The sequence below is a fragment of the Rhodopirellula sp. JB055 genome, from assembly GCF_043100905.1.
Lineage (GTDB): Bacteria > Planctomycetota > Planctomycetia > Pirellulales > Pirellulaceae > Rhodopirellula.
In genome coordinates this window covers 1-3,926 of the sequence record NZ_JBICHO010000335.1, presented here as the reverse complement: position 1 = coordinate 3,926, position 3,926 = coordinate 1, and the positions used below count along the sequence as shown (strand labels likewise).

Genomic DNA, 3,926 nt, shown 5'->3' with positions numbered 1-3,926 from the left:
GGTGATTTCTGTCATGAAACGCGTGGTTCTTCTCATCTTTGAATCGCTCAACACAAAGTCGTATTTGAAGGCTACCGCCCCAGTTGCTGCTGCTACTCCGTGACGAATCGCTGGAGAAAGTCGTTCGCGGCTTCTTCTATCCTGCGCTGTTTTTGGATTACATGCGATACTTCGTGCTGCTTGAAGACGAAGGCGACTACCATCAGTTCCACGGAGCCCGCGAAGCCGTCCGCGTCACAGGAATCGCGGCTGCCGATTCAGGCGATGACGCCGTCCGCGAACGCCGAGGCACCTACGGCGACGAGGTGCAACCCGGCTCGCGAAAGTCCGGCGTGTTCTGGCACACGCCGGCAGCGGCAAGAGCATTTCCATGTGTTAATACGCGGGCAAGCTGTTGCAGCAGCCGGCGATGAAGAACCCGACGCTGATCGTGGTCGCCGACCGCACCGAACTCGACGGCCAACGCTGGTAGGAGCCATACTGCGTCTGCCGCAAATCGTCACCGATATGTGGCTCAAGTCGAAAAGCAAAACGCCTTAATTAAAGACAAGGTGATGCTCGTGTGCAGGCACGAGGTTCACAAACGACGAAGACAAGGAACTCGCCTACACCGACCTAGACCGAGCGTTATGACCTTTCAGCAGTTGCCGATTTTTTATCGGGATAGCGGGACTGAAACGGGTTTCTTAATCTACTGTTTTCAATTCCCTTTCTGACGATCCGATTTTCTGAGCCACCTGTGATTATCAAGGAAAAAGAGACAGCCCGGCCCACCGATCCGATGCTGAAGGCTGGCTATGAGGCTGAAAAGCAAATGGCGTTTTTCTTGCGGCGTGCGTTTGCGGATTCGCCCGATGTGTTCGTATTCAATGACGTGATGTTCGAACGAAACGGCGAACGTGCCCAGATTGACCACTTGGTGGTTCATCGGTTTGGGTTTGCGATTGTCGAAAGCAAATCGATCACGGGTTCCGTGCGAGTGAACGAACACCTGGAGTTCACTCGGGTCTGGCGGGACCGACGTTCGGGAATGCGCTCGCCCATCGAACAGGCTCGCTTGCAGGCACAACTTCTTCAATCGCTGCTCAATGATTCCAAGGAAACGCTGCGTCCTAAAAAGCTGATGGGAACGGTCCAGCCCTCTTTCGGTGAGGAGCGGTTTCAAGTTTTGGTGGCGATCTCTGATCAAGGCATCATCGAACGCAACGGCGCCAACCCGCCGGAGCTGATGAAGGCCGAACGAGTGGCCGCGGAAATCAAAGAAAAGACTGACAATTTTCAGCAAACGCAGGGGATCAAAGGGTTCGCTACATTCATGACCGCGGACAAGAAGGAGGCGAAGCGACTAGAGACTCATCACTTGTCGCCGTTCACCGACAAAGAGTTGGAGGCCGTCAAAGCGTTTCTGGAAACCAATATGAAACGCAGCAAAGCGCCGGAGCGGCAGGAGGTCTCGAAAGCGTCCAAACAAGTCACGGCCGTCAAGGAAACATCGCCTTCCTATGAATCCGACACACCGACGGTTGAAATGAAATGCGGTGACTGTGGGGCAACCAATGTGGAAATTCCAAACGGCCGTTTCGGTTACTACCTCCGCTGTTTGGATTGTGGCAAGACGAACAACATTTCCAAGAAGTGCGAGGTCTGCGGCAGCGAAGCAAAGCTGCGGAAGAGAGGACGCTGCTTCTACCGTGATTGCGGACCGTGTGGCACACTGGGGCTTGTGCATACCAACCCAGAGTGATCGGAGAACCACGCGTCATGAACAATCCCGTCGACATCATCGGGGACATTCATGGGCATGCTGGGGAACTGAAGGCGTTGTTGGCTTCGCTGGGGTATCGGCGACATGGAACGGGGTTTCGGCATTCGGAACGGTCGGGTGTGTTTGCGGGTGACTTTGTCGATCGGGGGCCGGAGATCGGGGAGGTGATCGCGATCGCTCGGGCGATGGTGGACTCGGGGGACGCTCGTGCGGTGATGGGGAACCATGAGTACAACGCGATCGCGTTTCATACCCGGCGGCCGGGGACGCTGGACGAGTGGTTTCGACCTCATTCGGCGAAGAATCGGAAACAGCATCAGGCGACGCTGGATCAACTTTCGCCGCGTGAACTGGATGACGCGATCGCTTGGTTTCAAACGCTGCCGGTGGCGATCGAACTCGGCGGATTCCGGGTCGTGCATGCGGCTTGGCGGGACCAGCCGATCGCGACGATCGATCGGGAACTGCGATCACGGGGACGCTTCACGCCGGAGTTCCTGACCGAATCGGAACGCAAGGGCAGCGACCTGCATGCGGCGATCGAGGATGTGTTGAAGGGGCCGGAACTGAAACTACCGGCCGGGCACCGAATCGTGGACAAGGCGGGCCACTCGCGGGACACGGTGCGGGTGAAGTGGTACGAATCGCCGAACCAGAGGACTTATCGTGATTATCACTTTGGCTCCGATGACGTGCCCGATCTGGCCATCGACCCAACGTTGCTTCGCGGGATGACGGGCTACCCGGCGGAGGCTCCTCCCGTGTTTGTCGGGCACTACTGGTTGACCGGCACGCCCGTGCCACTGGCTGCGAACGTGGCCTGCACGGATTACAGCGTCGCCAAAGCAGGCAAGCTGGTCGCGTACCGCTGGGACGGCGAAGCGGTGCTGTCAGCGAAGAAGTTTCATTGGGTTGAGCAGGCGGTCTGATCCGCTCGCATCACCCATCTCGCACTGCGTTGCCAACCAATCGACTGGACTCCCCACGCACTACGGGCAAAGCGTCTCTTGACAAAGCGAAAGAATTCGCTTTAGCATAGCGAAAACTTTCGCTATCAGACGACGCGTTTGGATTTCCAATGGCCCGCTCTCTCAGTGCTTCCCCGACCGATGTCGAACTGCAAATTTTGCGGGTGCTGTGGGAACACGGTGCTTGCGGTGTGGGTGTGATTCACGAGCACCTGTCTCGTGAACGAGGCACCAACTACTCGACCACCATGAAGATGTTGTCGGTCATGTTGGGCAAAGGCCTGGTCAAGCGAGACGAATCGCAACGTCCCCATTTGTATCGAGCGGCTTGGAGCCGCGAGCGAATGGGCAAGGGCTTGCTAAAGGATTTGGCGACCAAGGTGTTTGAGGGATCCGTTTCGAGCTTGGTTCTCAACGCACTTTCAAACAGCAAGGCAAGCCCAAGCGACATCGAAGAGATCCGTCAGATCCTCACTGAAATGGAGAATCGCAGCGATGAATAGTTGGCTGGAATCCACTTGGGCAACTCAACTGGGATGGGTGTTGCTCAACAGCGTTTGGCAATTTGCATTGATCGCGATCGGCATTGCCGCGATCCGAACTTTGCTGCCGGTCTCAGCGAGACAACGCCATCATTTGGCGTGCTTGGGAATGCTGGCGATGGGGCTGTGTCCGTTGATCACTTGGCACACCCTGTCGAGGTCAGCCGATTCTACGACGATGATGAGCGACCTACCAATCCGGTTGAGTTTCGAGTCGAGTTGGCATCTGCAGGTGCTGGTGCCCGGTTGGCTCGTTGGGATCGCGATCTTTTCGACACGACCCATCCTGGGTTGGTGGTCGCAGAGAAAACTGTTGAGCGGAGCAACGCGCGAGATCCCCGACCAGTTGGCGGAATCGATTGAGCGAGCATTGAACCGAGTCGGTCTTCAACGCGCCGTGCAGTTCAAATTGATTGCAAATCACATGATCCCGAAGGTAAAGCGCTGGCATCGGCCCACCGTGTTGGTGCCGGTTTCAATGCTTACAACGTTGTCGCCTCAAGAATTGGATCTGTTGATCGTTCATGAGCTGCTGCATGTGCGGCGTCATGATTGTTTGATCAATGCGATCCAGGTCCTCATGGAGACGGTCTTCTTCTACCACCCAGCGGTTTGGTGGTTGTCGCGTGAGATCCGCGTTTCCCGTGAGTT

At 56.4% G+C, this 3,926-nt stretch carries 4 protein-coding genes and 1 pseudogene; all 5 read left to right on the top strand.

Annotation, left to right across the window (positions count from 1 at the left end; translation table 11 throughout):
* Positions 1-95 precede the first annotated feature (95 nt).
* Positions 96-463: pseudogene (locus ACF8AM_RS13270) on the top strand (type I restriction endonuclease subunit R); the annotation flags it as partial.
* A gap of 276 nt (positions 464-739) precedes the next feature.
* Positions 740-1,744: a nuclease-related domain-containing protein gene (locus ACF8AM_RS13265; protein ID WP_392556089.1), complete on the top strand. Its 1,005-nt coding sequence runs from the start codon at positions 740-742 to the stop codon at positions 1,742-1,744.
* Between the two features lie 17 nt (positions 1,745-1,761).
* On the top strand, positions 1,762-2,694 hold the full coding sequence (locus ACF8AM_RS13260) for a metallophosphoesterase (protein ID WP_392556088.1): 933 nt from the start codon (positions 1,762-1,764) through the stop codon (positions 2,692-2,694).
* Positions 2,695-2,843: 149 nt separating this feature from the next.
* Entirely contained in the window at positions 2,844-3,236 is a 393-nt protein-coding gene (locus ACF8AM_RS13255) for a BlaI/MecI/CopY family transcriptional regulator (RefSeq protein ID WP_392556087.1), read from the top strand.
* The coding region (locus tag ACF8AM_RS13250; protein WP_392556086.1) for a M56 family metallopeptidase at positions 3,229-3,926 on the top strand (698 nt) is incomplete at its 3' end. The genes ACF8AM_RS13255 and ACF8AM_RS13250, both read left to right, overlap by 8 nt.

Coding starts and splice junctions, on each gene's coding strand:
- ACF8AM_RS13260 (WP_392556088.1), top strand. CDS start 1,762: ATGAACAATCCCGTCGACATCATCGGGGACATTCATGGGCATGCTGGG.
- ACF8AM_RS13255 (WP_392556087.1), top strand. CDS start 2,844: ATGGCCCGCTCTCTCAGTGCTTCCCCGACCGATGTCGAACTGCAAATT.